The sequence below is a fragment of the Synechococcus sp. 63AY4M2 genome (genome assembly GCF_002760475.1).
GTDB lineage: Bacteria > Cyanobacteriota > Cyanobacteriia > Thermostichales > Thermostichaceae > Thermostichus.
On the sequence record NZ_AXUX01000001.1, the window covers coordinates 1,893,624 to 1,915,201 of the forward strand.

A 21,578-nucleotide genomic window follows, 5' to 3' on the forward strand; every position below is an offset into this window, starting at 1 on the left:
TGGGGACGATTTCTTGACATTCTGACAGCAGTGGCGGTCAAACGCGGCAAACAGGTGTTGAGAGTGGATCCCCGTGGTACGTCCCAAAATTGTTGTGTTTGTGAGGAGCGTGTTCCCAAGACCTTGTCGGAACGGGTGCATGATTGCCCCCGTTGCGGGTCGTGGGACAGAGACTTGAACGCTGCTATCGAGATTTTGAAGCGAGGACTCAGGTCCCCCCGTATACGGGGGGATATAGGGGGGCGGTGGGACTGCCGCTCTCTGGCTGTGGAGGATCCTGGTTTACCAGTCCGTTGAAGCAGCAACTCCGGGAAGTGATTCTCGGAAGCTCCCGTCTACAGCCCGTCAGGGCTTAGCGGGAGAGGATGTCACCAGCCCAAGCAATGCTGAGCAGCCCTCGTAACCAAAGCTGCGCCTGTTGCGGCGAGCACTCCCTGGCAGAAGCAGGCGTGGAACCGGTGGACATGGGGATCCCCAGCGATCTGGCTTACCGCCATTTTAGGGGGCTGCAAGGCAGATCCCAAGGGCTGAAAACCCGTCTCGCGCGGGGATCCCCGCCCGAACCCCGGGAGGCTGCGGCAAAAGCTAGCGAATGTACTGGGCCAAAGCCCGCGAAGGATGGCCTAGGCGCAGCTTGCGCAGAGCATCCCGCTCGATCTGGCGAATCCGCTCCCGCGTTAAGTTAAAGTGATCCCCGACTTCTCGCAGAGTTCTCGCCCTTTGCCCATCCAGCCCATAGCGCAGCTCCAGCACCTGCCTCTCGATGGGCTTCAGGGCCTGCATGGCAGAACGCACATCTTGCCGCAGAGATTGCACGAGGATCTCTTCAAAGGGTTGCTCCTGCCGCTCATCCGGCAGCAAATCCCCCAGGCGGCTTTCCCCTTCCTGGCCAACCGGCACATCCAACGACAGGGGCAAAGCGGCAGCCTGCTGGATCATGCGCAACTTCTTAACCTTGATGCCCAGCGCCTCCGCCAGTTCGGCTTCTGTGGGCCGTCGCCCTCGGGCTTTCATCAGCTCGCGGTTGGTGCGCTTGAGCAGACGCACTTTGTCCACCATATGCACCGGCAGGCGAATCGTCCGGGCTTGGTTGGCAATGCAGCGGGTAATGCCCTGGCGAATCCACCAGTGGGCATAGGTGCTGAAGCGAAAACCTCGTTCGGCATTGAATTTCTCAGTGGCCCGAATAAGACCCATGTTGCCCTCTTGGATCAAGTCCAAAAAGGGCACCCCCCGGTTGAGGTACTTCTTGGCCACACTGACCACCAGGCGCAGGTTGGCGTTGATTAGCTTGCGCTGAGCCTGTTCCCCTTGGCGGATGCGGGAGCGCAGGGTAGACACAGGAATCTGCAGGGCTGCTGCCAGTTCCTCATCGCTGGGATCCTGCCCCCGCTGTTGCCGCCATTCCCTGCGGGCCTGATCGATGAGCAGCTTCTGCTGAATTTTGCGCGACAGCTCGATCTCCTCCGCGTGATCGATGCGGGGCACCCGACCAATTGTATTCAAGTAGTGATCGACGGCGTCTTCATTCAGCCGCAACCCGCTGGCGCCCGGCTCTAGGTCGGCCTCTGCAGCCGGATCCTGAGAGGCAGACTCGGCCTCAAGCCAGAGATCGTCGAGCTCCTGGCGGGACGAGGCAATGTTTTCAGGATGAGGACGAGAGAAAACCACGGCCAAGTGAGGAGAAAACGTCACCTCCTAGTCTAGAAAAGTTTCTCCCCCTGGCGCGAGCGAAAATCGATCATGGCCCTCTTTTTTGCCCGGAAATTTTTCCGGCTGGGTGCGGGAGTGGCAGGGATCCCATCTGCCAAGTTCTCGCCGGCAGCGCATCCTGCGCGAAAACATCCATAAGCGATTTTCGATCTAGACCTTGTGTAAGATATTCAGGAGACAGCTAGCTCGCCTGCTGTCGAGCAGGCTCCCACAGGTTCTATAAAGTGGAAGAGGAGGGGTAGCCTTGCCAGCATAGGCTACCATGGGGCGCCGCGGGAGCCATCGGCTTCCTCAGTCTGGAAAAGAATATTCACAATCTCTTGCTCCTATGGAGTCTAACCTCAACCAGCACCCTCCATCGGCCAACTTGATCGGAGAGCGGGTGCGCTGGGTAAGGGAGAAGCTGCAACTGACCCAAGATCAACTGGCGGGTCGCCTGGCTAAGTACGGCGTGCAGTTGGACTACGTCAAGATCGGCCAGGTGGAAAAGGGCAAACGGCGCGTCATCGACAAAGAGCTGGTGGCTTTTGCCAAGGCGCTGGGTGTCTCGGTTACCTGGCTGCTGAGCGGCGACGAATCTCACCTGTAGCGCCTCCGGGCAAGCACCATGTAACAGTTATTCAAGATCCCTGTCATTGTGCGTGAAAGCCCGCAAATAATTTTGCGCTTTGACCCTATCTTCGTCCAAGCATACGTGTAAATACTGATAACATCCTCTATAAGTCTGCCTGCCCAAGCCAAGCCTTGTCTCTGCCTCAACTCTCCTAAGGGACAGGAGAGATACACTCCTTGCCCTGTGAAAGGTACGGGCTTTCCCAAAAGGGATCCAGATCACTGGCGGCTTCACAGCTTTATCTAAGCTTGATATTGTAAAGTTAGTGTAAGACGACCCTCTTTTCTCTGCCTGTGTGAGGTTGACGGATGCTCTCTTTCTTTTTCAGCCGTTTCAACGGCGCCAACAGTCGGCAAAGCGGAGCCCATCGGGTTCTCGCCAGCAAAGCCACCAGCGCGCAGCGGATCCCGAATCGCATGTCTGCTCCCCACAAGGTGCTCAAGCAGGAAAGGCAAATGCAGCGGGAGCAGGAGTTCGCCGAGATGGAGCAAAACATCAGCCGCATCCATTACTTTTACCGGAAGGCAGACATGCCCCTGGAGATGCGGCAGCTCCTCACCTATCGCAAGCTGATGGAGCTGGACTACTTTACCCCCCAGGCAGCGAAAGAGCTGATCAGGCAGTGGCAGCAACAAGAAGAGCGAGAACAAGAACGCCGCGGGGCCTAGAAGTCGCTTCCGCGCCAAACCCGTCACAGTAGTAGCAACTCCGCTACAGGTACAGTTCGTCCAGAAGCTGCAGCAGGGCAAAGCAGAGCCCGGCGCTGGCCAAAGGCACGGTCAGGTTATCCAGCCCCCACCAAGAGAAGACCTCTAGGCCCATGGCCAGGCCTCCCACCAAGAGGCTGATGGCGAGCAAGGAGGGAGAAAAGCCGAAGTACCCCAGCAGCAGCGCCGCAATCACCAAGCTGCTCACTGCCCACATGGTCAGGGATCCCTCCCAACTTTTTTGAAGGGATCCCAGTTGATAGAGGTGCTTGCCCCAAGTTTTGCCCACCAAGCCCGCCAGCGCATCGGCCCAGGTCATCACCAAAATGCCAATCACCGCGAATACCTGTCGCTGCGGCAGCCAAAACCAATACAGCAACAGGCCAATGCTGACAGCATAGAAGAAAGTGCCGAAGCTACGCCGCCCGACCCCATTCAAGCTAGGCAAAATAGCCACCCGGTAGGAGAGCAGCGCCAGGCCGGCAAACACCAAGGAAAACCCCACCCCAAGCCAGCGGGGCACCTGCAAGGCCCAGGCCAGCAGAATGATATTGCCCACACCGATATGGACGACTTTGCGCACCCATTCCCCATCCACCTGTCGGGAGCGCAGCCATTCCGCAAAGGCAAATACGGAGGCCAGCCAGAGAGCGTAGCAAGCAAGCTGCTGGGTCAGGCCCATGAGCTGGCCTCAGAGGGTTTTCAAGTAGCTGAGCAAATCTGCCATCTCCTGGGGATCCGGCTGAAACTGGGGCATAGGCGGAGTTTTGCCACTGGTTACCTGATGAATGATAAACCGGTCGGAGCGGCGGTTGCTAACTCCCCGCAGGCTGGGGCCAACTCGGCCATCGGCTTCTTCTCCATGACAGGCGGCACAGTTGAGGGCAAACAACGAAGCACCATGGCTGGGCTGACCCTCTAGGCTGAGGACGGCTTTAGTGTAAGGATCCAGCCCAGCTCCTGCAGCCAGCCAAATCCAGGTGAGGATTGCCAGACCCACAACAGCCAAGCCCAGTCCAAGCTTTGTCGCCCAGCGCCCTGACAGCAGCGCTTGCAAAGAGTGGAGGAACGGTTGCGGACGCTGCGGGGAGGTTCGCTCAAGCTCACACTCACCGTCACCAGAGGGGCGAGAACTGCCCGATCCAGCGATGTCTGAGAGGAAGGAAGGCACAGACAACCCTGAGAGAAACCGTTTCAATAGTTTACATTTCCATCAATACGATAGCTCAGGGGCCCCTTTCTGCCAACAATCTGCAATGGTATTTACTTTTTCTTAATTATTTGTCGATGCTGGCTGAGGCTCGGGTTTCTCCGGGATGAGCCGGTGGGGAAACAGACGCTGCATAGCTTCTGCCTGGGCCCAGGGATCAGGATTGAGGCTGTGGATGGCGTTGGCCCACTGAAAGTGCGCCTGCAGGCGTCGGTAGAAGGATAAGTTACCATAAACGACGACGGCTGCCACCCGCTCTCGTTGTTGTTGCAGCCAATCCAGCACATAGTTGGGCAAAGGCTCCTCGACAAAGGCCTGGAAGATCAGTTGGCCGGCGCTGCCCAGGGCCGTCTCCAGCAAGCTCAAAGGGGTGAGAGGATGGCTGAGCAAAGGAGAGAAGCCGAGGCCGGCGGGAATGCTGAGGGCGGGAGAGGCCGCCGATAGCCCTGCTGTCTCAGCGCCAGGGGCGAGATCTTGCCAGATCCAGTTCCAACTGCCGGGGGGAGCGGGCAGGGGCAAAGCCTGGCCGCCTGTCACGCCGCCGCGGGCCATGGCAGCTTGACAGGGAGCAATATCCTGCTCGGCCAAGAGGGATCCCAACCGGGCGACTCTGGGCAGAGGCGGACGTGTGCCGAACAGCTTGGCTAGAGGTGAGTCCTTGGCGAGGGGATCTCCCAACAGCAGGGGTTTCAGTTGCTCGTCGGAAAAGCCGCGGCAGAGGGCGGGGTCGGTGGGGTCTTTAGCCCCCATCCAGCCGGGAACCAGGCTGAAATCCGTTTCCGCCAGGGCCGGCCACACTTGCTTGAGCAGGGCGGAGGCGGAGGGGAAAAGCCGCTGCTTGGCCCGCAGCACCCGCGTCACCGATTGGGCAATGGCCTGGGCGTCCAGGGATCCCTGCCGCACAGCTTCCACAATGGCTGTGACGGCCGCCACTGGGTCGGGAGGGGCCAAAAGGAGGTCGGCGCCGGCCTGGAGGGCCCGCACCGCCAGCAGGTGGGGAGAGGAGCCGACGCCAACGGCCAGCTCGTCCAAGAAGCCCTGATCGAGGCCCTCTGCCACAATTAGTCCACTAAACCCCCACTCTTGGCGCAGCAGTTGGGTCAGCCGCCCCGGCAAAAAAGAGATCGGCCAGCGCTCGTCCCACTCGGGAAGCACCACTGGCGCAACCGAGATGGCTCCCACCTGCTCCACCAAGCTGCGGAACGGCAGCCAGAGTCCTGCTTGCAGCTCCTCCAAGGTGAGGCTTAGGCGAGGACACCAGGGGACATCGGTTGGCTTTGGCCGCAGCGCCGCACCTGCCTGGGGCGGTTCTACCCAATCCTGGCCGGGGAAGGATCTGGCTGTGGTCAGGATCCCGCCGGGGACGGCCTGCTCACAGCCGCGCACAAAGGCGCGCGCCAGTTGCAAAACTAGGTGCGGCTCCTCCGCCAGCGCCAGCTCTGCTGGGCCTTGCCCCAGGGGCTCCGCCACCGGGCCCAGCAGCCAGTTAATGCCGATGGCCGCCGCCTCCCGCGCCGTGATCCTTCCCCACTGTTCCGCCCAGCGCTCGGCTTCGGATCCCAGGCGGCTCAGGCCCAGGGGGTGGGGGAAGGAAGTGGCTCCCTGCAGAGCCAGGCCGCGGCTGGCCTCGGCTGCCACAAGAAGGGGCAGAGTCGCCCAAGACTGCGCCTCCTCGATCAGCAGCAGGGCCTCTGCTACATGGCCCTCAGTAATCCAGATGCCTCCAATCCCCACCTCTTGGATCAGCCGCTTGAGGATCTCGCGGGGAGGAGACTGGGATCCCAAACGGGCCGAGACCGGCACCACCAGCAGTTGCGCCACCTGCCGTGCTAAGGACAAGGGCTGCTCAAGGGCAGCGACCGGGGATCCCGAACCACTCATGGACACCATCAGCAAGGGGAAAGCGAGGGGATCCTATCCTTTGCGAAAACGCCGGGCAAGCGCAAAGATCCTAACCCCTCTGCCGGCTGCCGAAACCATCAACGCCTTTGGGCAGCCCGGCAGCGATCGCAGGTGCCGCAGGGCAGGCCGGGCTGGTTCTCAGGGTAGCCAAAATGCCGCAGGATCACCTGCCAGCGACAGCCGCGGCTGTGGATGAAGTCGTCCATCCCCCGCCAGGGATCCTGCCGCGGCGGCGGCTGCCAGTGGCGGTGCAGCACCTGGAAGTGAAAGGGATCTGGCCAGTGCAGACAGCCCATCTCCTGCAGCAGGCCCAGGGCCACCCGCGTCTCCCCGGGGGGCAAGTCGGCATAGGATCCCTGGGGGGGCAGAGTTGTCAGCAAACGCCGCGCCTGGGCCAGCAGGCGCTCCTGCTGGGAATAGAAATAGGCTTGGCGCTGGCGATCGGTGGGATCCAGCAGGCCCGTCGGCTCCGAGACCAACATCAGGGCCCGGCAGGGGCCGCCATCCCGCCCACCCCGCCCCACCTCCTGCAGGTAGTCCATTAAGTTGGGGGGCGGGTGAAAGTGCAGCACCCAGCGCACGTCGGGCTTGTTGATCCCCAAGCCGAAGGCGTTGGTGCAGACCAGAAAGCGCAGCTCGCCCTCCAGCCAAGCCCGCTCCAGCCGACGGCGGGATCCCGCCTCCAGGCCGCCGTGGTAGGTGGCGGTTTTCTGGTTGCGGCGGCCCAACCACTCGGCCAGCTCCTCCCCATCCCGCCGCGTGCGCACGTACACCAGGCCCGAGCCGGGGTTTTCCGCCAGAAAGCGCAGCAGGCGCCGACGGCGATCCGCTGGGCTCCAGGCCACCGCCACGTTGAGAGAAATGTTGGTTCGCAGCGGGTCAGCGCGAATGCATTCCGGATTCTGCAGGTCGAGGATGTGGCGCAGGCGGCTGAGGGTTTCGGGATCGGCAGTGGCGGTAAAGGCAGCAATGGGAAAGGCAGGCTGGCCCAGGGCAGGGCGCACCAATCCCAGACGGGGGTAGTCGGGCCGGAAGGATCCCCCCCAGTGCACCAAGGTGTGCGCCTCGTCGACAATGAGGCCGTTGAGGGGCACCTGCTGCAGCCGCTCCCAGACTGGCGGGCTGAAGAGGGTTTCCGGCCCCAGATACAGTAGACGCAGCCGGTTCTCCTCCAAAGCCCGCAACACCCGCTTGCGCAGAGCTGGATCCAGCTCGCTGTGCAAACAGGCCGCCGGCAGACGGCGCTTCCAGAGATCCTGCACCTGGTCTTCCATCAGGGCAATCAGAGGCGAGACCACCAGGGTCAGACCTGTCTGCAGCAAGGCCGGCAGTTGAAAGCACAGAGACTTGCCGAAACCCGTCGGCAACACCACCAGTGCATCCCGCTTCTCCAGCAAGGCACGGATGACCCGCTCCTGAGGTGGGCGCAGTGCCTCGTAGCCCCAATACTGCTTGAGGGCCCGTTGAATCTGTTGCCAATCCTGCAAGGAACACTCTCCCCCTCTGCAACCTGAGCCCGCCTGCCCCCCTGGCCAAAGACGCTGATTCTGGCACCCCTACCTGTGCGATCCTAGAGCTGGGACTTCCTAGTGCTCCCCTACCCTTGCCATGACAGCCATCGACTCCCCCCGCCTGCTGCAGCCCAGGACGGCCTCGGTTCACCGCCGCACCAACGAAACGGACGTTCAAGTGCATCTCAACCTCGATGGCAGAGGGCAGTACGAGATCGACACCGGGATCCCCTTCTTGGACCACATGCTGGCCCAGCTCAGCACCCATGGGCTAATTGATCTCCAGATCAAGGCCGTGGGGGATCTGCACATCGACGACCACCACACCAATGAGGACGTGGGCATTGCCCTGGGACAGGCGCTGGCGCAGGCGCTGCAGGATCGGCGCGGCATTTACCGTTTTGGTCACTTCTGGGCTCCGTTGGATGAGGCGCTGGTGCAGGTGGTGCTGGACTTTTCCGGGCGCCCCCACCTCAGCTATGGTCTGGAGCTGACCGTCGAACGCATTGGCCGCTACGAAACCCAGTTGGTGCGCGAGTTCTACCAGGCGGTGGCCAACCACGCCCAGCTTACCCTGCACATCCGCCAGGTTGCTGGTCTCAATGCCCACCACATCGTCGAGGCCAGTTTCAAGGCCTTTGCCCGCGCCCTGCGCATGGCCGTAGAACGGGATCCGCGCCGACAGGATGGGATCCCCAGCTCAAAAGGTGTTCTGTAGACTTAACCTCCGCCCGAGCAAGGGACAGCGCGACTGGCCAAAACAGTAGTGCCGCAAGCGGGCCAACTCCGCCTCGCTGAGCTCCTGCCACTGGCCAGGGGCCAGCCCCTGCAGCGAGAGGGGCCCCAGCCCCACTCGCACCAATCTCAAGGTTGGAATGCCGACAGCGGCGGTCATGCGGCGCACCTGGCGGTTGCGACCCTCCCGCAGCATCAGCTCCAGCCAGGTGGTGGGGATGGAGCGGCGAAAGCGGATGGGCGGATCCCGCGGCGGCAGCTCCGGCTCCTCGGCTAGCACTCTAACCTCAGCCGGCCGGGTCTTTCGCCCCTGAATGACCACTCCCTCTTGCAACTGCTGCAGGGCCTGGGGCGTGGGGATCCCTTCCACCTGCACCCAGTAGGTGCGCTCGTGGCCGAACTTGGGATCGATCAGGCGGGCGTTGAGGCGGCCATCGTCGGTGAGCAGAAGCAGACCTTCGCTATCGCGATCCAACCGCCCCACCGGATAGACCTTGGGCACCGGGATGAAAGACTTGAGGGTTGGCCGCCCCTGCCGGTCGGTAAATTGGGTGAGCACGCCGTAGGGTTTGTAAAACTTGAGGTAGCGCATGGCAAAAGTGTGGATCCCGTCTTTTAAGATTGGGCAGAGCAGCTTCAACGGTAAGATCAAGCCTTGGGCGCGGCGTTTTCCGTTGGCAGCAGAGTTTGACGGATCTCACTCATGACGATAGACAACACTCTACTCTGGGTTTTAATTGGAACGGCGGGGCTCTCCCTTCTCAGTCTGGTGTACGTGTGGGTGGATGAGGGGATCAAACGACGCCGTTACGAGCGGCAACAGCAAAAAGAGGCTGCCCAAGCCGCTGCCGCTGCCCCCGAGCCCACCGCCACAGAGCCAAAAGCCGAGCTCGAACCCTCCGCCTCTCTCCAGGAGGCAGAGGTAGCGCCTAATACACCCAATGCCTCAGCCGCTACCTCCGAGCCGCTTGCCGATACCGCTGCTAGAACAGAGGAGACGCCGGAGGCCACCCCTTGAAGCTGCTCTTCCCCCGTTCCGCCTAAGTCGGCAGGTGGGCTAACCTAAGACAGGAAGGCCAACGGGATCCCTATGTTGCGCCTGTTGCGGATCGAGAACTTCGCCCTGATCGAGTACTTGGAGATTCCCTTTCGGGCGGGGCTGAACGTGCTCACCGGAGAAACAGGGGCGGGCAAATCTATCATTCTCGATGCCCTCGATGCCGCGCTCGGGGGACCGGCTCGCGCTCTGCGCAGCGGCAGCGATCGGGGCTTGGTGGAAGCCATTTTCCAGCCTACGGCCGCGCTGGAGGCCTGGCTAGAGCAAGAGCAAATTGAACCTTTGGAAGAAGGCCTGGTCTGCAGCCGCGAGCTGGTGATGCGCAACGGCAAGCTCAGCAGCCGCCTGCGAGTCAATGGGGTGCTCGTGAACAAGGCTCAGATGCTCAGCCTGCGCTCCCAACTGGTGGAGATCACCGCCCAGGGCCAGACAAGCCAACTCCAGTCTCCCCAAACCCAGCGCCGCTGGCTGGATGCCTTTGGCGGCGAAAAGCTGCTGCGCCTGCGTTCAGAGGTGGCAGCTTGCTACCAAACCTGGAGCCAGCTCAAAGCAGAGATAGCCTCCCGCCAGCAAAACCAACACCTGCGGCTGCAGCGGCTAGATCTCCTAGAGTTGCAAGCCCAAGAACTGGCTGCCCTGCGCCTGGAGGATCCTGACGAGCTGACCAAATTGGAGCGGGAGCGGGAGCGCCTGGCCCACCGCGTGGAACTGCAGCAGCAGAGTTATGCCGCTCACCAACTGCTCTACCAAAATGACAGCGGCTCGCCGGCCATTGCCGATCTCCTGGCCCAAGCCGAGCGTCTGCTGCAGAGCATGGCCCAGCGGGATCCCGACCTAACTCCCCTAGTCGAGATGGTCAGCAGCGCCCTCGTTCAGGTGGAGGAGGCGGGGCGGGAGCTGCTGCGCTACGGCGAGACCCTGGAGGCGGATCCCAGTCGGCTAAGCAAAATTGAACGGCGCCTAGCCCAACTGCGACAGGCCTGCCGCAAATACGGCCCCACCCTGGCCGAGGTGATGGCCCACGCGGAGCGGCTCAAGGCAGAGCTGGCCCAACTGCGGGACGAGAGCACCGACTTGGAGGAACTAGAGGCGCGGCTAGACCAGGCAGCCCAGGAGCTGGAGCGCCACTGCCAGATGCTCTCGCATCTGCGGCAGCAGGTGGCCCACCAACTGGAAAAGGCTCTCGTGGAGGAGCTTGGGCCCCTGGGGATGAGCGGTGTGCAGTTCCAGGTGCAGATCCAAGCCGGATCCCCCACCGCCGAAGGGGTGGATCAGGTGAGCTTTTGGTTTAGCCCCAACCCCGGCGAGCCCCTGCAGCCGCTGGCCGACATTGCCTCCGGCGGCGAGATGAGCCGTTTTCTGCTGGCCTTAAAAGCGGTGTTCAGCCGCGTCGATCCGGTGGCTACTCTGGTCTTCGACGAGATCGACGTTGGCGTATCCGGCAAGGTAGCGCAGGCCATCGCCGCCAAACTGCACCAGATTGCCCGTAGCCACCAAGTTCTCTGCGTTACCCACCAGCCCCTGGTTGCCGCCCTAGCCGATCACCACCTGCGGGTTTACAAAGTGGTGCAAGAAGGGCGAACCTGCGTGCGGGTGGATTCGCTGAGAGAAGGGGAGCGCCGGGAAGAATTGGCCCAACTGGCTGCCGGCCACTCCGCCCAGGAGGCAATGGGCTTTGTGGAAGCCCTTCTCAAGCAGGCAGCCCAACTGCGCCAACTGCAACTGGCCGGCTCTGCTTAGCTCCCCTCTCCCCGAGGGTGAGGGCCTCAGCCGCCCAAAAATAGCTCCAACACCTCGGGGTTGTGCAATAGGTTGGGGCCGGTATCCTCAAAGCGGTTTTCTCCCATGGAGAGGACGTAGCCCCAGTCCGCTATAGCCAAGGCCTGCTTGGCATTTTGCTCGACCATTAGGATGCTGACGCCGCGGCGGTTGATCTCCTGCAGGAGGGCAAAGGTCTGCTCGACATACAGCGGCGACAGGCCGGCTGTCGGCTCGTCCAACACCAACAGCTGCGGCTCCGCCATCAGCGCCCGCCCCATGGCCAGCATCTGCCGTTGCCCGCCGGAGAGGGATCCCGCCGCTTGCTTTCGCTTCTCCTTCAGGGGCGGAAACAGCTCGTAAACCCGCTCCCGTTGGGCAGTGTAGTCGTCGCGCCGGATAAAGGCTCCCATCTCCAGGTTTTCCTCGACGGTGAGGGAGGGAAAGACATTGTTGGTCTGAGGCACAAAGCCGATCCCCCGCCGCACCAGTTGCTCGGCAGCAAGATGCGTGATGTCAGAACCTTGGAACAGCACTCGGCCCGAGCGGACGGTGGCCAATCCAAAAAGAGACTTGAGCACTGTCGATTTGCCCGCCCCGTTGGGGCCGATGATCACTACAATTTGGCCTGGAGTGACCTTGAGGCGGATCCCTTTGAGGATGTCCACGCCGCGGTAGCCACTGTAGAGATCTTGAATCTCGAGCAAGGGGGTCATGGCGGGGATCCCTCCGGCGAGACGGTGGAAGTCTGGGAGGAGCTGAGGGCATCAGCCAGGGCAATGGATCCCAAATAGGCCTCCCGCACGGCTGGGTTTTGCTTGATCTCCTGCATGGATCCCTGAGTCAGCACCCTCCCCCCCGCCATGACCACCACGTGGTGGCAGAGGCGGGTCACCAGATCCAAATCGTGTTCGATGATGCAGAAGGTGCAGCCGCGCTCGCGGTTAAGGTACTCGATAAAGCGGATCAGGTCTGCCAGCAAAGTGCGGTTGACCCCAGCCCCCGGCTCGTCCAAGAGGATGACCCGCGCGTCCGCCATTAGGGTGCGTCCCAGTTCCAGCAGCTTCTTTTGCCCGCCGGAAAGGTTGACCGCCAGTTGATCGCGCAGGTGGATGAGGTTGAGCCGTTCCAAAACTTCTCCAGCCCGAGCCTGAAGCTGGCGCTCCTGCCGCTGTACTCGCTGCCAGCGGAACCAGGCGTTAAATAGGTTTTCTCCAGCCTGATGGGGAGGAACAACCATTAAGTTTTCCAGAACGGTCATGCGGCCAAACTCCCGCGGGATCTGGAAGGTGCGCACCAGCCCACGTTGAAACAACTGGTGGGGAGGCAAGCCCGTGACGTCTTCCCCATCTAGCCAGATGCGTCCGCTATTGGGCCGAATAAAACCGGCAATGATGTTGAAAAGAGTTGTTTTCCCCGCCCCGTTGGGACCAATCAAGCCCGTGATCCGGCCAGCTTCGATGCGGAAGGAACAGTGATCTAGGGCATTGACGCCGCCAAACTGTTTGGAGATGTTGTCAATAACGATCACACCGCTACCCTGGGAAAGCTCCATTCCCTAGTAGATTCACTATTTTATGAGCTTTCGTCGTAGGGTAAAGAAGCTTATTTAACCAAACTCGCCGATAGGCTTGCCAAGAAGCCCCCTGGCAGGGGTTGGGTTGGCTCTTGGAGGGAACCCTTTGAGGTGGGCTAACGTCTACTTCTATACCATCGACCTTTGAGAATTGCAGTTTTATTCCCTCATTGGAGCTCATTGGAGGTTCTTGGTTATGTCTCCCATGCACAAACTGACCCGGCGGGCCTTCGCGACGGCGGCAGCCCTGACAGCAGCAGCACTGGCCACCACCCTGCTGCCAAGCACAGCTCAGCAAGCAGCCAAAGCCCCGATCAAGATAGGAGCGCTGCTGTCTTTGACGGGCGACCTGCAGGCCTATGGGGAAAACTGCCTCAAGGGCATCAAGCTGGCTCTGGATCAGATTAACGCCGCTGGCGGCGTCCTCGGATCCCCAATCCAAGTGGTGGAGGCGGATGACCAAACCTCAGCCCAGCCGGCTATCGATGCTGCCCAGCGGCTGGTGAACGTGGAGAAGGTGGCCGCCATTGTTGGCGCTTTGGGCAGTGGCGTTACCATTCCGGTGGCCACGACAGTCACGGTTCCCAGCAAGATTCCGCAAATTTCGCCAGCTTCCACCGCTCCCACCATCACCACCCTGGACGACAATGGTTTCTTGTTCCGCACCGTTCCCTCCGATGCCTTCCAAGGGGTAGCCCTGGCGCAAATTACCCGCGAAGAAAACCTGGAGCGCCTGGCCATCATCTACATCAATAACGACTACGGCAAGGGGCTGGCCGACAGCTTCAAGGCCGCCTTTGAAAAGCGGGGCGGCACCATTACCAAGTCGGTTCCCTACGAACCCGGCCAAGCCTCCTACCGCGGCGAGCTGGATCAGCTCAAGGAAGGGGATCCCCAGGCGCTGGTGCTGATCGGGTATCCCGAAAACGGCGCGATCATCCTGCGGCAGGCTTTGGAAGGGGGGCTATTTGACCGCTTTGTCTTCACAGATGGCATGCGCTCTCCCGATCTGGCCACCCAGGTGGGGGCGGACAAGCTAGAGGGATCCATCGGCACCTCGCCCCAGGCTCTGACCGACAGCAAAGCCTACCAAATCTTTGCTGAAGCCTACAAAGCTGCCTACGGGGAGCTGCCCCCCACCCCCTACATCGACACGGCCTACGATGCCGCTTTTGTCTTGGCTCTGGCCATTCAAAAGGCCGGCAGCGCCGACGGCACCGCCATCCGCGATGCTCTGCGGCAAGTGGCCAATCCCCCCGGCACCGAGATCCTGCCAGGAGAGTGGGCCAAGGCAGTGGAGCTACTCAAGAAAGGGGAGGACATTGACTACACTGGCGCTTCCGGCTCGCTGAACTTCGACGAGAACGGAGACGTGGCCGGAACCTTTGCCCACTGGACCTTCAAGGGCGGGCAGATCGTCGACTTGAAAGTGTTTGAGCCGGAAGGCTAAGAGTCTTTAGGCCGGTGGTGCTCGGCTTGGCCGGGCCAGTTCCCGCCTAAGCTCAAAAGCGGGGGCCTGCAGAGGAGACTTTTGCAGGCCCCTGTTTTTTGGGGAAGATCAACAAGAGGGGTGACAGCTTGGGAGCGAGTCTTTGCTGTGAACCTGTACCGAGATGTGCTGCGGCCCTTGATTTTTTCGGGCCTGAGGGCTGACCCGGAAACGGTTAAGGTGGGGCTCTTGCGCGCCTTGGAGTGGCTGGACGCCACCCAGGCCACCGGGATCCTGGCTCTTTTGGAGCGCCTGTTCTGCTATCGGGATCCGCGGCTGGAAGTACGGCTCTGGGGCCTCACCTTCCCCAATCCCATTGGCCTGGCCGCAGGCTTTGACAAGGATGGCCTAGCTGTGGGCGTCTGGCCCAGTTTGGGCTTTGGCTTTGTGGAGGTGGGCACCGTCACTCCTGGGCCTCAGCCGGGCAACCCCAAGCCGCGCCTGTTCCAGTTGCCCCAGGATCGGGCTGCTCTCAACCACATGGGCTTCAACAACCAGGGGGCGGCAGCTCTGGCCGAACGGCTGCGCCGGCTGCGCCAACGTCCCATTCCCATCGGCATCAACCTGGGCAAAGGGAAGGCCACCCCCCTGGAGGAGGCGGCGGCTGACTACCTGGCCAGCTTTCGTCTGTTGCGGGAGCTGGGAGACTATTTTGTGGTCAACGTCAGCTCCCCCAACACAGCGGGATTGCGATCCCTGCAGGCTGCCGAGCAGTTGGCGCCCATCCTGGCGACGTTGCAGGGGGAAAATCGCGGACAGAAGCCCCTTTTGGTGAAGATTGCCCCTGACCTAGATTGGCCAGAAATTGACGCCATCCTGGAGCTGGCCCAAGCCTACAGACTGGCGGGGCTTGTAGCCACCAACACTACCCTGCGCCGCGACAACCTGAAAACCCGCTTCCTGCCAGGGCTGGGGCCCCTCGCCGCGGCAGCCGGCGGCATCAGCGGCGCCCCCCTGCGGCAGCGCTCCACCCAGGTGATCCGCTACATTCACCAGGCCACTCAGGGGCAATTGCCGATTATTGGAGTGGGGGGCATCTTCACCCTGGCCGATGCCATGGAGAAACTGGAGGCCGGGGCCAGCCTGCTCCAGGTCTATACAGGCTGGGTCTATGAAGGGCCAAGCCTAGTTCCCCGCCTGTTGCGCGGCCTGGCCGCTGCCAGGAATCCCGCCCCTTCCTCCCCGGAGAGAATGCCGACAGGGATCCAATCCGGGCGTAAGATTGTTATGGATCCCTGAGGGAACTTGCCGGTGACTCTGCTGCAACATCTTTTCAAAACCCCCCATCCGGTTATTGGGGTGGTTCATCTGTTGCCGCTGCCCACCTCGCCCCGTTGGGGAGGGGACTTGGAGTGGGTGATCGCGCAGGCAGAACAGGCCGCTACCGCCCTGGCGGCAGGAGGCGTGGACGGGATCCTCGTCGAGAACTTTTACGATGCCCCCTTTGCCAAGGAGCGGGTGGATGCGGCGGTGGTGAGCGCCATGACCGTGGTGGTGCAGCGGATCAAGATGCTGGTTTCCCTGCCCATCGGGATCAACGTCTTGCGCAACGATGGCTACAGCGCCCTAGCCATTGCCGCCTGTGTGGGGGCCCAGTTTATCCGGGTCAATGTCCTCTGCGGGGCGATGGTGACCGACCAGGGCATCATCGAGGGAAATGCCCACCGCCTGCTGCGCTACCGCCGCGAGCTGGGGGCCGACATCAAGATCTTTGCCGATGTGCTGGTGAAGCACGCCCAGCCCCTGAGTCCCATCAGCCTGGAGGCGGCCATCGCCGACACGGTGGAGCGCGGCCTGGCCGATGCCATCGTTCTCTCTGGCTGGGCCACCGGAAAGCCGCCTCTTCTGAAAGATCTGAAGCTGGCCCGCCAAGTCGCCCCTCAGGTACCTCTGTTGATTGGCTCAGGAGCCACCGCCGAAAACATCGGCAACCTCATCCGCCACGCGGATGGCGTGATTGTGGCCAGTTCTTTGAAACGGCCGGCCCGTTCCGCCGGCATGCCAGCGGGCTATGCGGATCCCTTTCCCCTCATCGACCCAATCCGGGTGCGACAGTTTGTGGAAGCGTTGCACCTTGGCCTGGGCGAACGGCCCACCAATCCGGCTTGCCTGGCCACTCCCAGCTCTAGCTGCAGCTAGCCTTTGGGGATAGGATCGGCATTATTCACCGTATCAGAGCTTTCTAGCTTTCTTTTGATGTTGTCAGCTGAACTCGAAGGCTGGGGGTCTTCCTCCAGCCTGCCTTCTGCTCGCGTTGGCGGGGCGGAGTCCTTGCCCTTGGAGGAAGTTTCGTGGAGCCAGGTGCCGGCTCAGGTTCCCTGCATTTGGGTCATCGACGATGACCCGGTGAACCGTCGTTACATCGGCGAAGTCCTCAAAAGCTCCAACTACCGGGTGGAAAGCTGGGAAAGCGGCCAGTTGGCCTGGGAGCACCTGCAGACCCTGGATGAAAGCGAATGGCCGGATTTGATCATCTGCGACTGGGTCATGCCGGGTTTGTCTGGAGTGGAGTTGTGTCGCCGTCTAAAAAACTTGCCCGCCGGACAGTTCATCTATTTCATCTTGCTCACCGCCCGCTCCGAAGTTGAGGATCGGGTGCAGGGACTGGATGCAGGGGCAGATGAGTTTATCGCCAAGCCGATCGATCCTGAGGAGCTGCGGGCACGGGTGCGGGCGGGGCTGCGCCTGCAGCGGCTTACCCAAGCTTTGGCTCAGGCCAACCGGCAACTGCGGGCCCGCAACGAGCTGTTGGAGTCTCTGTCTTTGACGGATCCCTTGACCGGTGCCTTGAACCGCCGCGCCCTCGACCAGGCGTTGCCACATTTGCTCAAACAGGTGGGGCCGCGTGAGCAAGCCCGCTATCGCTATCTCTGCCTGCTGATGATGGATGTGGATTACTTCAAGCAGGTTAACGACACCTACGGCCACTATATCGGCGACTGCGTGTTGCAGGCCATCGTTGGGCGGCTGCACAATCAACTGCGCCCCTCCAGCCTGCTCTACCGCTACGGCGGCGAAGAATTTGTCTGCGTCACCCCTGGGCTCAACCCCGCCCGCTGCCACCGCTACGCCGAGTCTCTGCGCCGGGCCATCGCCAGCCGGCCAATTGAGGTTGCGCCCCAGCGCAGCCTGCCTGTCACCATCAGCATTGGCGGGATCGTCCTCAGCGAAGATGGCCCCCTAGCACCTGAGGCCGCTCTCCAGAAGGCAGATGAGGCCCTCTACCAGGCCAAGCAGGCGGGGCGCAACCGCGTACATCTTTTCTTGCCACCGCCGCCGGAGAACTACTGTCCTTCGCCGGGCTCAAAGGAGTAGCCAGAAGCTGCCGCCAAGGCTTCCAGCGAGCGCAGCCCCACGTAGGTGCGGCCGTTGATAATCCAGGTGGGATAGCTGGTGATCCCCGCTTCTGTGCATTCTTGGGCTTGGGGCGTACCGGGGCCGTTGGGGGAGCATTCCACGTAGGGCACCTGTTCAAAAGCCGACCCAAACAGCTCCTTCTGCTCCTGACAATGGGGGCACCAATAGGCCCCGTACATGGTGCCGCCGATCTGCCGCAGGTGGGCCGCCAACCCTGCCGCCAGGGGGCTGGGTGGGGGAACTTGGTTGGCATACACCCCAATGGTGGCCACCAAGGTGAGAAAGCTTACGAGAATATAGCTGAAGGCCAGCTTGCCCCAATCCAGCCAGCGGTGGCCCAGCAGGGTTACCGCCCACAGCCCCGCCACCAAGACTATGGCGGTGGTGCAATACAGACAAAACTGCCGCAGCACCGCCACCATCAGGTAAAGCATGTACATCTCGAAGGCGGTCATGGCGGAAACCAGGCCAAACAGGGCCGGCCAGCGCCACCGCTTCACCAGCGGGATGCCATCCGGCAAAACCGCCAAGGCCAAAACGGCCAGAAACCCCAGTAGGCCAACTGTTGCCGTCGGGATCCCCAAAAACTCTGCCCAACGGCTGGAGAGCACCAGGTCACACCCCCCATCTCCTGTGCAGAAAGCGGCAGGTTGATCGGTCAGCTTGGTGTAGGTAAGGTAGGCCGTCAACAGGGATCCCAAGCCCGCCAAGGTTGCCAAGATCGGGCGAGCATGGCGCTGTAGCCAGGTCTCTTCTTGGGCTTTGAGTTTGAGATAAGAGGCCATGGGGGGTTCAGCAGTTGGACACCCCCGATTATAGTGGGGCGGAGCGGGTCTCGTCCTTGGGATCCGGCGCAGAAGCGCTGCTCGAGCGCCGCACTTGGGCAGCAAACCTATCCCCCAGCGGCTCCAGCTCCCACCAGGATCCCAGCTTGGGGTCAGAGATGGGCCGGTCGCAGATCCCCCAGCGGCGACGAAAGTAGCGGGCCAGATCTTTTTCGGCCAGAGCCAGATACACTGGCCGGCCATGGGGACAGGTGTGGGGATTGGCGGTGCGCTGCCAGGCTTCCAGCAACTGTTGCATCTGCTCCAGGGTCAGGGGGATCCCGTTGCGCAGGGCGCCACGACAGGCCACCGCCACCTGGGCCGCTTCCAGGTCAGCGCAGCGGCTCAATTCTCGGAGGGATCCCTGCACCTCCTCCGGATCTTCCGACCACAAGGCCAGCGGCAGGCGGCGCATCAGATAGGTGTTGGGGCCAAAAGGCTCCGGCTCCAGGCCCAACTGCTCCAACTGCTCCACCGCTTGGGAGGATAATCCCTCCAGCATGACCGGCATCTGCAGCTCCACCGGCTGCCAATGCCGTTGGATGTACTCGTAGCGCACCCGCTCGTGGGCCAGGTGCTGTTCCACCAGCCACAGCCCCTGAGGGTGCTCCGCCAGGATGTAGGTGCGGTAGAGCTGGGCTAGGGCCTTTAGAGGAGGTAGGGGGGTAGACGGCTGGCCAGAGGGAGCTGGATCTGGGCTTTTGGGACTTGAGGTAACCCTGTAGACCGACTTGGCCTCGCTAGCCCGGATGAGATGCAGCGAGCGGCGGCTGGCTTGCTCCGATCCCGATTGCAGAAGAGCGTGCAAGTGCTGGCGCAATTGCTCCTGTCGGATCTCCGGATCCTGTAGATAGAGCTCACTCTTAGCAGGATGGCGATTCCAGTCCACCTGCTCAGGTGGCAAGCGCAGATGCACCACCACCAGCGGGTAGCGGTGGCGAGGCAAGGTGTGCTGAAAGACTGACTGGATCAGCCGTTGCCACTCCGGCATCTGCACAAAGCGCCCGTTGACGGCCACGCGGATCCAATCGGGGCGGGGGCGATGCAGGCGATCCGGCAGGCCCAGCACCACTTCCCAATCGCTATCCCCCTCCTGGATCCGCTGATAGCGCAGATCCGAAAGATCCACCTGCGGCAACACTTGTAGCAGCAGATCTTGCAGAGACTGGCCTGGCCACAGGCTGAGCAACAGTTGCCCCTCCTGGCGCACCTGCCAACTGACCCAAGGATGGGCCAAGGCCGCATTCTGCACCAGCGTCAAGAGCGGGCGAGTCTGGGGCAGGGAGCAGCGGCGCAAGGGCCAATCGGCAAACAAATCCGCCACCGTCACCACCGTTCCCAAGGCAGTGGCTGCCGGCTGCTGGTGGGCCAGCTCCCCTTGGCGGTCGTAGGTGGCCAGCCAGCCGTGGGCATCGTCAGCGTGGCGGGTCTGAATGGTCAGGGATCCCAGCCGGGCCAGGCTGTGCAAGGCTTCGCCCCGAAACCCCAGGCTGCAACCGTCCAACTTGCTGGTGGTGTGGCGACGGGCCACCTGCTCCAGCTCCGAAGCGGGGATCCCTTGGCCGTTATCGGCCACCCGCACCTGCCAGCGGCTGGGCCAGATCTCCACCTGAATGCGGGTGGCCTGAGCATCGAGGGCATTTTCCAGCAATTCTCGCAGAGCAGCCCCCAGCGAGTCGATCACCTCTCCCGCGGCCATCTGGGCGATCCGCTCTGGGTTCAGGGGTTGGATTTTGGACATGGAGTGAGTTGAGAAAGCAGACTCTCTTCCTGCCAGCTTGTCGCCAAAAGGCCAACAGCGCCGAGCTTTAGCTTAGCTCTCTCCCTCTGTTGCCAGTGGACAGCGCCTTGCCAATGGTTTTCATTAACTTCAAGGCTCCCCTCAGGCCAAGTGAAGGATTGAGGTTCCGCCTTCCTGCCCATCGGTAACCGCCAAGAACTTCGAGAAACTTCGAGAACAAGAGAGCTGAGCGGGTGGCCAGTCATAAGGAAACCTTAAAATCCCAAGGCCAGCCATCAGCCTCTACTAGGATTTAAATAGTAAAACTTCTCATTAAGGAGGAGATTATGGCAGCACAGCAAGCTCCGGCCCGAGAGCTATTCAAGGAGGCTTTTGAGAATCGCTACACCTGGGACAAAGACTTTCCTGGCTACCGAGCTGAGATAACCTACTTTCCCAAAGAAGGTGACAGCAGCCTCTCCTTCTCAGGAGTTGTGAGTATTGACCGCAACATGAAGATCGATGTTGCCGGCGTCGAGGACGAGGAGATCCGCCAGAAAATACGGGAACAGATGTGGGAAGTCATGGTGCATCGCGTTCGTCATTCCTTCGACGAGGAACACGGTGGCCACACCTTTGCCTATGGAGAGCCACAAAATTCAGACATCACTGAAGTTCTTGTTTCGGGCTTATCTTCTACCGATAGGTACTGGGTTCAGGGCAAGCACATTCAAATGGTACATCGCCATCTTGCCAATCGGACAATTACAGTCTCAGTTCAAGAGTTTTACGATACAGGTGAGGGCTACCTACCCACTCACTACACTGCTGAGTATTGTAGCCCAGGAACTGGAGAAAAAACTCAAGCAAAGATGATCTACGAAGATCGTTATCAAAAAATAGGTCGGTATTGGATTCTGGTTGAGAGAAGAATTTGGGAAGAGCAGGATGGCCAAAAAAGTTCATCCCCTCAACTTTTCCTCTTCTCTAATATTCGATTTTTCGAATAGCTGAGAAAAATAAGTTTTTCTTTGCGGCTGTGGGCATCTCTCATTATAGAAGGTGATGAGGTGCTCACAGCCAAGCTCAAAACAGATGGCCACAGGGTACAGCCTGTTAAAGACTCAAGGGGTACAATAGCAGCACTTAGCAAACCAACTTCGGAAGGAGGATGGATTGATCAGTAGTAAAGAAGTCTTCACTATCTGCTCCATGCTATATTTCCCAATTCTGCAAAGCTGCCGAATAAAATGCTTCAACACCGACCACATCATCTCAATGGGATTCAACTCCGGCGCATACACAGGCAGGTATAGGATTCGTGCTCCTGTCCCCCTAATCAATTCCTCAACTTCCCGACTCTTGTGGATATTTAAATTGTCCATAATCACAACCTTCCTCGCATC

Annotated in this window: 22 protein-coding genes; 11 read left to right on the forward strand and 11 right to left on the reverse strand. The window is 61.0% G+C overall.

The annotated features are described in order from the left end of the window. Positions 1-54 precede the first annotated feature (54 nt). Positions 55-297, forward strand: a complete 243-nt coding sequence (locus SYN63AY4M2_RS08405; RefSeq protein ID WP_240530563.1) for a transposase — start codon at positions 55-57, stop codon at positions 295-297. Positions 298-585: 288 nt separating this feature from the next. Here the strand turns inward: SYN63AY4M2_RS08405 and SYN63AY4M2_RS08410 are convergent, their stop codons facing one another. Beyond that, complete coding sequence (locus SYN63AY4M2_RS08410) at positions 586-1,695, reverse strand: RpoD/SigA family RNA polymerase sigma factor (RefSeq protein ID WP_240527797.1); 1,110 nt, start codon at positions 1,693-1,695, stop codon at positions 586-588. A 346-nt stretch (positions 1,696-2,041) separates the two neighbouring features. Between SYN63AY4M2_RS08410 and SYN63AY4M2_RS08415 the strand changes: the two genes are divergently transcribed. Both SYN63AY4M2_RS08415 and SYN63AY4M2_RS08420 read left to right on the forward strand, forming a co-directional pair. Beyond that, on the forward strand, positions 2,042-2,302 hold the full coding sequence (locus tag SYN63AY4M2_RS08415) for a helix-turn-helix transcriptional regulator (RefSeq protein ID WP_041438621.1): 261 nt from the start codon (positions 2,042-2,044) through the stop codon (positions 2,300-2,302). 332 nt (positions 2,303-2,634) lie between these two features. Next, the gene (locus SYN63AY4M2_RS08420) at positions 2,635-2,994 is read left to right on the forward strand and encodes a hypothetical protein (protein ID WP_011431418.1); all 360 of its coding nucleotides are present in this window, start codon (positions 2,635-2,637) and stop codon (positions 2,992-2,994) included. A 43-nt stretch (positions 2,995-3,037) separates the two neighbouring features. Here the strand turns inward: SYN63AY4M2_RS08420 and SYN63AY4M2_RS08425 are convergent, their stop codons facing one another. The 4 genes from SYN63AY4M2_RS08425 to SYN63AY4M2_RS08440 form a co-directional block, all read right to left on the reverse strand. Continuing rightward, positions 3,038-3,715 carry a diacylglycerol/polyprenol kinase family protein gene (locus SYN63AY4M2_RS08425; protein WP_011431417.1) on the reverse strand — a complete coding sequence of 226 codons (678 nt, stop codon included), beginning with the start codon at positions 3,713-3,715 and terminating at the stop codon, positions 3,038-3,040. 9 nt (positions 3,716-3,724) lie between these two features. Next, positions 3,725-4,033, reverse strand: coding sequence for a cytochrome c (locus SYN63AY4M2_RS08430; RefSeq protein WP_187147176.1), 309 nt, complete (start codon positions 4,031-4,033; stop codon positions 3,725-3,727). Positions 4,034-4,306: 273 nt separating this feature from the next. Beyond that, on the reverse strand, positions 4,307-6,133 hold the full coding sequence (locus tag SYN63AY4M2_RS08435; protein WP_240530515.1) for a glycoside hydrolase family 3 N-terminal domain-containing protein: 1,827 nt from the start codon (positions 6,131-6,133) through the stop codon (positions 4,307-4,309). An 89-nt stretch (positions 6,134-6,222) separates the two neighbouring features. Continuing rightward, on the reverse strand, positions 6,223-7,632 hold the full coding sequence (locus tag SYN63AY4M2_RS08440; protein ID WP_099816160.1) for a RecQ family ATP-dependent DNA helicase: 1,410 nt from the start codon (positions 7,630-7,632) through the stop codon (positions 6,223-6,225). 121 nt (positions 7,633-7,753) lie between these two features. On the opposite strand from SYN63AY4M2_RS08440, the gene hisB reads away from it, so the two are divergent. Beyond that, positions 7,754-8,374, forward strand: a complete 621-nt coding sequence (gene hisB, locus SYN63AY4M2_RS08445; RefSeq protein WP_099812743.1) for an imidazoleglycerol-phosphate dehydratase HisB — start codon at positions 7,754-7,756, stop codon at positions 8,372-8,374. On the opposite strand, the gene SYN63AY4M2_RS08450 is transcribed toward hisB, so the two are convergent. Then, the gene (locus SYN63AY4M2_RS08450) at positions 8,357-8,983 is read right to left on the reverse strand and encodes a pseudouridine synthase (protein WP_011431412.1); all 627 of its coding nucleotides are present in this window, start codon (positions 8,981-8,983) and stop codon (positions 8,357-8,359) included. The genes hisB and SYN63AY4M2_RS08450 overlap by 18 nt on opposite strands. A gap of 111 nt (positions 8,984-9,094) precedes the next feature. Here SYN63AY4M2_RS08450 and SYN63AY4M2_RS08455 point away from each other — a divergent pair, with 111 nt between their 5' ends. Next, entirely contained in the window at positions 9,095-9,409 is a 315-nt protein-coding gene (locus SYN63AY4M2_RS08455) for a hypothetical protein (RefSeq protein ID WP_011431411.1), read from the forward strand. Positions 9,410-9,481: 72 nt separating this feature from the next. Further along, positions 9,482-11,188 carry a DNA repair protein RecN gene (gene recN, locus SYN63AY4M2_RS08460; protein WP_011431410.1) on the forward strand — a complete coding sequence of 569 codons (1,707 nt, stop codon included), beginning with the start codon at positions 9,482-9,484 and terminating at the stop codon, positions 11,186-11,188. A 26-nt stretch (positions 11,189-11,214) separates the two neighbouring features. On the opposite strand, the gene SYN63AY4M2_RS08465 is transcribed toward recN, so the two are convergent. Continuing rightward, the gene (locus SYN63AY4M2_RS08465; protein WP_099887316.1) at positions 11,215-11,922 is read right to left on the reverse strand and encodes an ABC transporter ATP-binding protein; all 708 of its coding nucleotides are present in this window, start codon (positions 11,920-11,922) and stop codon (positions 11,215-11,217) included. Further along, positions 11,919-12,761 (reverse strand): ABC transporter ATP-binding protein, encoded by an 843-nt coding sequence (locus SYN63AY4M2_RS08470; protein ID WP_240527944.1) that lies wholly within the window; start codon positions 12,759-12,761, stop codon positions 11,919-11,921. Before SYN63AY4M2_RS08470 ends, SYN63AY4M2_RS08465 begins: the two co-directional genes overlap by 4 nt. A gap of 217 nt (positions 12,762-12,978) precedes the next feature. Between SYN63AY4M2_RS08470 and SYN63AY4M2_RS08475 the strand changes: the two genes are divergently transcribed. The 4 genes from SYN63AY4M2_RS08475 to SYN63AY4M2_RS08490 all read left to right on the forward strand — a co-directional run bounded on the left by SYN63AY4M2_RS08475 (position 12,979) and on the right by SYN63AY4M2_RS08490 (position 17,586). Further along, entirely contained in the window at positions 12,979-14,232 is a 1,254-nt protein-coding gene (locus SYN63AY4M2_RS08475; RefSeq protein WP_099812748.1) for an ABC transporter substrate-binding protein, read from the forward strand. Between the two features lie 147 nt (positions 14,233-14,379). Further along, positions 14,380-15,510 (forward strand): quinone-dependent dihydroorotate dehydrogenase, encoded by a 1,131-nt coding sequence (locus SYN63AY4M2_RS08480; RefSeq protein ID WP_011431406.1) that lies wholly within the window; start codon positions 14,380-14,382, stop codon positions 15,508-15,510. A gap of 12 nt (positions 15,511-15,522) precedes the next feature. Beyond that, positions 15,523-16,410 carry a photosystem I biogenesis protein BtpA gene (gene btpA / locus SYN63AY4M2_RS08485; protein ID WP_011431405.1) on the forward strand — a complete coding sequence of 296 codons (888 nt, stop codon included), beginning with the start codon at positions 15,523-15,525 and terminating at the stop codon, positions 16,408-16,410. Between the two features lie 138 nt (positions 16,411-16,548). Next, a complete protein-coding gene (locus SYN63AY4M2_RS08490; RefSeq protein WP_240530516.1) occupies positions 16,549-17,586 on the forward strand; it encodes a diguanylate cyclase in 1,038 nt (345 codons plus the stop codon). Here the strand turns inward: SYN63AY4M2_RS08490 and SYN63AY4M2_RS08495 are convergent. Together SYN63AY4M2_RS08495 and mutL are read right to left on the reverse strand one after the other, a co-directional pair. Continuing rightward, positions 17,556-18,413, reverse strand: coding sequence for a vitamin K epoxide reductase family protein (locus SYN63AY4M2_RS08495; protein ID WP_011431403.1), 858 nt, complete (start codon positions 18,411-18,413; stop codon positions 17,556-17,558). The two genes, SYN63AY4M2_RS08490 and SYN63AY4M2_RS08495, sit on opposite strands and share 31 nt — an antisense overlap. Before the next feature lie 28 nt (positions 18,414-18,441). Then, complete coding sequence (gene mutL / locus SYN63AY4M2_RS08500) at positions 18,442-20,193, reverse strand: DNA mismatch repair endonuclease MutL (protein WP_011431402.1); 1,752 nt, start codon at positions 20,191-20,193, stop codon at positions 18,442-18,444. Between the two features lie 326 nt (positions 20,194-20,519). Between mutL and SYN63AY4M2_RS08505 the strand changes: the two genes are divergently transcribed. After that, positions 20,520-21,182 carry a DUF3386 domain-containing protein gene (locus SYN63AY4M2_RS08505; protein ID WP_011431401.1) on the forward strand — a complete coding sequence of 221 codons (663 nt, stop codon included), beginning with the start codon at positions 20,520-20,522 and terminating at the stop codon, positions 21,180-21,182. Positions 21,183-21,296: 114 nt separating this feature from the next. Here SYN63AY4M2_RS08505 and SYN63AY4M2_RS08510 read toward each other — a convergent pair. Beyond that, on the reverse strand, positions 21,297-21,578 hold a 282-nt coding region (locus tag SYN63AY4M2_RS08510; RefSeq protein WP_206337008.1), incomplete at its 5' end, for a transposase.

What these genes read in the sequence shown, in the direction of transcription:
- SYN63AY4M2_RS08415 (WP_041438621.1), top strand. Translation starts at nt 2,042, where the DNA reads ATGGAGTCTAACCTCAACCAGCACCCTCCATCGGCCAACTTGATCGGA.
- SYN63AY4M2_RS08420 (WP_011431418.1), top strand. Translation starts at nt 2,635, where the DNA reads ATGCTCTCTTTCTTTTTCAGCCGTTTCAACGGCGCCAACAGTCGGCAA.
- SYN63AY4M2_RS08425 (WP_011431417.1), bottom strand. Translation starts at nt 3,715, where the DNA reads ATGGGCCTGACCCAGCAGCTTGCTTGCTACGCTCTCTGGCTGGCCTCC.
- SYN63AY4M2_RS08435 (WP_240530515.1), bottom strand. Translation starts at nt 6,133, where the DNA reads ATGGTGTCCATGAGTGGTTCGGGATCCCCGGTCGCTGCCCTTGAGCAG.
- hisB (WP_099812743.1), top strand. Translation starts at nt 7,754, where the DNA reads ATGACAGCCATCGACTCCCCCCGCCTGCTGCAGCCCAGGACGGCCTCG.
- SYN63AY4M2_RS08450 (WP_011431412.1), bottom strand. Translation starts at nt 8,983, where the DNA reads ATGCGCTACCTCAAGTTTTACAAACCCTACGGCGTGCTCACCCAATTT.
- SYN63AY4M2_RS08455 (WP_011431411.1), top strand. Translation starts at nt 9,095, where the DNA reads ATGACGATAGACAACACTCTACTCTGGGTTTTAATTGGAACGGCGGGG.
- recN (WP_011431410.1), top strand. Translation starts at nt 9,482, where the DNA reads ATGTTGCGCCTGTTGCGGATCGAGAACTTCGCCCTGATCGAGTACTTG.
- SYN63AY4M2_RS08465 (WP_099887316.1), bottom strand. Translation starts at nt 11,922, where the DNA reads ATGACCCCCTTGCTCGAGATTCAAGATCTCTACAGTGGCTACCGCGGC.
- SYN63AY4M2_RS08470 (WP_240527944.1), bottom strand. Translation starts at nt 12,761, where the DNA reads ATGGAGCTTTCCCAGGGTAGCGGTGTGATCGTTATTGACAACATCTCC.
- SYN63AY4M2_RS08475 (WP_099812748.1), top strand. Translation starts at nt 12,979, where the DNA reads ATGTCTCCCATGCACAAACTGACCCGGCGGGCCTTCGCGACGGCGGCA.
- SYN63AY4M2_RS08495 (WP_011431403.1), bottom strand. Translation starts at nt 18,413, where the DNA reads ATGGCCTCTTATCTCAAACTCAAAGCCCAAGAAGAGACCTGGCTACAG.
- mutL (WP_011431402.1), bottom strand. Translation starts at nt 20,193, where the DNA reads ATGTCCAAAATCCAACCCCTGAACCCAGAGCGGATCGCCCAGATGGCC.
- SYN63AY4M2_RS08505 (WP_011431401.1), top strand. Translation starts at nt 20,520, where the DNA reads ATGGCAGCACAGCAAGCTCCGGCCCGAGAGCTATTCAAGGAGGCTTTT.